This is a genomic window from Candidatus Chordibacter forsetii (genome assembly GCF_964187505.1).
In the GTDB taxonomy this organism is placed as follows: domain Bacteria; phylum Verrucomicrobiota; class Verrucomicrobiia; order Opitutales; family Seribacteraceae; genus Chordibacter; species Chordibacter forsetii.
The window spans coordinates 1-5195 of the sequence record NZ_CAXLML010000032.1; the positions used below are offsets into that span (position 1 = coordinate 1).

Here is a 5195-nt window from a genome sequence, read left to right on the forward strand (position 1 = left end):
CACCTGTATTCCAGCTTTGCGGAAATTGACCGATGGGGATGATGACGGTCATGCAGAGCAACATGACCGCTTGGTTGAGGGATTTGGGGTACGGGCTTGTTTTAAAGGACATGATTTACATGGGGTGATTCGCGGGCCTGATAGTCGTCTGTATTTCTCGGTTGGAGATCGCGGCTACAGCGTGGTTGACGATGCAGGCATTCGAAAATCCGCTCCCCAACGAGGGGCTGTTTTTCGGTGTGATGATGACGGTTCGAATTTTGAGGTCTATGCTCATGGGTTGCGCAACCCACAGGAGATTGCTTTCGATGATTTAGGAAACCTCTTTACTTTTGATAACACCGGAGACTTTGGCGACCGTGCACGGGTGGTCTATGTAATGGATAACACCGATTCGGGATGGACTGCGGATTACCAGTCACACCACCAACATGCCAATAAATTGGACTGGGGAAATTTTCGCCTTTGGCAGGCGACTTGGGTGGGAGAGGGATCTTTTGATTTGTACAGTGAGTCGGCTCCCCAATGGATTTACCCGCCGATTGGCCATGTGGGCAATGGGCCATCGGGTGTGGTTCTTATGACTGGTCCTGCTGTTCCCCCTGAATTACGGGGAAAGTTTTTAATGTGTAATTATCGCGGTTCGCCCACAAGGTCCAATGTGCTAACGATTCCCATAGAGGCGAGGGGTTCAGGCTTTGCGGTGGGCGAGGTTACTCCATTCCTCTCCTCCCTGAATGCATCAGATGTAGAGCTTGGTTATGATGGGCGTGTTTTCTTTGTTGAATATGGAGCGGGGTGGGGGCCAGATGATAAGGGAAGTGTCCAGGTTGCAGAACCGTTGGATTCCGTTTTTTTAGAGGCAGGAAGAAAAGTTGCTCGGCTCGTTAAAGAGGGGTTTTCTCATCGAACTTTGAGTGAGCTGAGTAGTCTACTAAGGCATTCTGATCAAAGGGTGCGGCAGGAAGCCCAGTTTGCAATCGTACAGAAGGGTGCTGATGGAGCAGTCTCATTATTCGCCCATATTTTATCAAACGCCAAGGTTGGAGAGCTTGCTCCATTGCATGCTGTCTGGGGGTTGGGCCAACTCGCCCGCTCAGGCAATGAGAATGCCAAGGAATATTTAGTCGAAAGCCTGGTTCATCCAATAACTGAGCTTCGTGCTAATGCGGCTCGAACCTGTGGAGATATTAAGATAAACGAAGCACGTGCCTCTTTGATTGCTGGCCTCAAAGATCCCTCGCCGAGGGTAGTATCTTTGTGTGCGATCGCCTTAGGTCGATTATCTCCAGTTGGGGATAAGGAGGTGATTCAGGCACTCATCCAAATTACCGAGCGAAATAAAGGTGCTTCATTTGATATTACATTACGACATGCGATCCTTTCCGCCTTTGATCGAATTGTCACAGTGGAACAGGCGTTATCCTGGTCCGAGCATTCATCTTCTGAGGTGCGTCTGCTGGGAGTAATTATTCTTCGTAAAAAGGAGCATCCGGGTGTAGCCGAGTTCCTTAATGATTCAAGTAGGCTTGTCAGAATAGAGTCAATTCGTGCTCTGTATGATACATCCGTGGTGGACGAATCGGTGGGTGCACGCCTGCTTCAGGTAAGCTACAAGGGCTTGCCTGTTTTTATTCAATCCCGTCTTTTGGTGGCTGCTGCCCGGTGGGGCACTGCCGATGGTTTTGCAAGGGTATTGGATATGGCCATGGATTCTTCTCTTGATAGTAAAGTCCAGAACTTGGCTTTTCGTGCTTTAGAGCAATGGGATGAATACCCAAGTATGGACCCAATTCTTGGTTCATTTCGTCCTTCTTCCCATCCACGCGAGAAGTCTCGTGCATTGTCTGGCAAGCATGCCTCCCGCTATCAGAGCTACCTTGAAAAGGAAAAGAGAACAGATTTCCTCACTCTGGCAACAGAAGTTTCTGCTGTTTTGGGAATCGAATTAAATCTTAATGACTTACAGAATCAGGTTCTTAACGAAGGGCTTACCAGTAAGCTACGCGTCGCCTTTTTTAGTCGTCTTCTTGAAGCTAAAGGTGGAATTAGCAATAGCTTGCTTTTACAACTGTTAAAAGATTCGGATACTAGGTTGCGTGCTCTTGCATTGGGAGAAGCCTACTCACGCAACCTTGAAGAATCCATTACAGAGGCTGAAAAAGCAGTGCGTCTACAAGGTGTACCTGAACTAGCAAAACAGGCAATTATTAGCATTGGAGAAAGATACCCCGAGCGTCTGGTGGAATTTTGGAAAACCCGATCAGGAAAGAATGGTATTGATCGAAGTGTCTGGCTCGACCTTTACGAGGCCATCAAACAGTCCAATGATCTTAAGGTTCGATCGATAGTGAACAGTTTTTCCTCCAACCAAAGTAATATGTATAACCTTGCTTTAAGCGGTGGAGATCCAAGCCTTGGTGAGGCAATCTTTCAAGGGCAAGGTGCCTGCATGCAATGTCATAAAATAAATGGAACAGGAGGAGAGCAGGGCCCGGATTTAAGCCTTGTCGGAAAACGCCTTGGTCGTGGAAAATTGTTGGAGTCGATTGTAAACCCAAGTGCAGAGATTACACCCGGTTATGGCCTTTCCACCGTTATTCTTAAAAATGGAGAGGCTTATTCTGGGAGACTGGCGAATGAAAATAAGAAAGAGGTCAAACTAATCACTATGGATGGGAAGGATTTAACTTTCGCCCGCAAAGAAGTTTCCCAACTTTCACCTCCCATCTCTGCTATGCCACCTATGGGGCAAGTCTTATCTACTGCTGACCTGCGTGACCTTATTGCCTACCTTGAGTCCACCCGAAGGAATCGTGGGGTATCCAAGTCTCTTAAGCACGGGAATTAATTAGAGATTAACAGAAAGCACTTTTGCTTTGGCTGGGTCTTTAACAGGATTACAATTAGTTAAGAACTGGGTTTCAGGGCCGTTTTCACCAAGTCGTACTTCGTGTGGATCCATGGAGTACACTTTGGGATGAAAAGTGTTTCCATTTATTCGAACGGTGTAGAGGATTTCCTCAGTCTTTAAGTTCTTGATTTGAACCACTTGGTTTTTCTTGGAAAATACGAGCTTTGGTAACCAACCCATGATTTTCCTTCCATCATTATCAGCCATTTTTACCGTAACTGGCCAGCCTGCAAATTGTGCGTTGTCCCCGTCAGTTACCTTGGCAAAACGGGGCCAACATTCGAAAGTGATAGCTCTATTTCTTTTATTGAAACGGGCCACTCCAAAACCATCGGCTCTTTTTAACTCGTTTTGACGGTTTTCGGGATTGGCATAAGCGTGCATAGTTATCAGATTGCCAAGGCCATCCTTAAAGTCACCAGTCCAGGGAAGTGGGGAGTTGGAAATGGGACGCAAACCGGGCTTTTCGTTCTCTGGTCTCCACCATCGTCCGTAGATGGTGTTCACAATGGCAGGACTGGTAAACGCAAAGGGTCCATCCCGATAAGATTCAACTCCATGTTGAACTAATACTGCGAGGTGTTGATCCCCGCATAAATGTGGGGCCCAAGCTTTTCGTAATTCCTGAAGTGCTTTGTTTCTCCCTTTTTGGGGCCAAGCGTTACTGTCCAAGTCGGCAAGCAATCGATTATTCGGATGGCCATGAATATGTACCGCTCCGCAAAACGCTGTTGCAGAAAGCGCCGCTTTCATCTCGGCACCTTCCCAGTCCTGACTCCATGTGGAAAGAAATTTCAACTGGCGATCGCCGAGCAGTACAAGATTGTCCAAGTCAACCGCGTTGCGATCATAGGATGGATCGTTGATATGATCGGGGCGGGGTCCCATGGGAGGTATTTTTCCAGACGGTCCGCTTTTAAACTTCCGGTCTTCTAAGATGGCGAAATCAATTCCACCTACCCGTAACCTGGTAAAGTATACTTCTAGTCCCCTTTTTAACTTTTTTGGGTCGACCGGATCAGGTAGATGCCAAGTCTGTTGTCGTTGTACCATATTAACATAAGGAATAGGGTAAAAATAACCTCCGCTATTTCCCTCGGGTGATGTTGCCTGTATGCCCGATTCGCCCCAAAGATTAGCTTGCCCAACGTCATGATCATCCGGAATGGTGATAGTAGGGCGGTCTTTCATTAACTCTCTGAACTGCAGCCCAAACTCAATCCACCCGGCGGTGTGCTCGGTATGGTGATAAGTCTGGTCTCCAGCAAAGAATAATACATCTGGATCAATTAATTTAAGGTTTTCAATAATTTGGGGCCTTGGGCCTTTAGTACGACTGGAATTACAAGATAAGTTTCCAACAACAATGGTCTCTTGGTCGGTCGGATCCTTGCGGATAGTTCCATTAAAAGACGCTCGTTTCCCATGCCTTACCCGATAAGGAGTATCCATGGACGAATTCCAGTTTTTTATACGAAAGTGAGCGCTCCAACCCGGATAGGTAACTTGAACCTTGGAAATTTCCTTCCATTTTGTCCCATCCTTTATTTCAAGTCGAACGGATCGGGGTTCATTCGGCATAAGTGGGTATAGTTGTCCCGTTAGTTTTAGAATTCCACGGTCTTGGGTATACAAAGCAAAGGCGACTACCTCGTCACGTGGAACTTTTAATTCAATGATTCGTTTGGGAGGTTTTCCTTTCTTGGAAGGTACCTCTGGAGGTCTTGCGCGTTTCCACCATTGACCGGTTGAGAGATGATCCAAATGGGAGAAGTTTTTTCCAAATAGTTCTTTTGATTCTGGTTCTGCTTCTAAAAATAAAGAAGGTAGCAATGCGGTAATTATAAATAAAATTCGAGATTTCATAATAATTCCTTCGCCGATTGTTTTATGAATGGCAATAATTAATAAAGTACTGATATGAATTAATCGAGTTGCTTTACATGTGACAATCGAGTTGTTTGGAAGGGTAATTCAAATAGATAGAAAAATCATGAAATTCTTATTTTTACTTTTTACACTTTTTTCCTTGATTACGGGATTTATGAATGCCCAGGAGGGCGATAAAAAAGAAAAAAGTCCCCAACTGTTAGACTCGTTGAATTGGAGAAAGTGGACTCCAGGGGTTGTACCTTTGCATTCTCCCGAGGAATCCTTGTCGATGATGAAAGTGGCTCCCGGTTTCAAGGTGGAGTTAGTGGCGAGCGAACCCATGGTGAAAGATCCTGTCTTTATTGATTGGGATGATCAGGGAAGAATGTGGGTAGGTGAATTTCGCACT

3 protein-coding genes are annotated in these 5195 nt (G+C 46.0%); 2 read left to right on the forward strand and 1 reads right to left on the reverse strand.

What is annotated here, in order from left to right; genetic code table 11:
* A partial coding sequence (locus tag ACKPQ4_RS01355) for a HEAT repeat domain-containing protein (protein WP_407679414.1) occupies positions 1-2851 on the forward strand: 2851 nt, incomplete at its 5' end.
* Here ACKPQ4_RS01355 and ACKPQ4_RS01360 read toward each other — a convergent pair.
* Positions 2852-4780, reverse strand: a complete 1929-nt coding sequence (locus tag ACKPQ4_RS01360) for a metallophosphoesterase family protein (protein ID WP_407679415.1) — start codon at positions 4778-4780, stop codon at positions 2852-2854. It lies immediately after the preceding gene.
* Between the two features lie 127 nt (positions 4781-4907).
* On the opposite strand from ACKPQ4_RS01360, the gene ACKPQ4_RS01365 reads away from it, so the two are divergent.
* On the forward strand, positions 4908-5195 hold a 288-nt coding region (locus ACKPQ4_RS01365), incomplete at its 3' end, for a DUF7133 domain-containing protein (protein WP_456151851.1).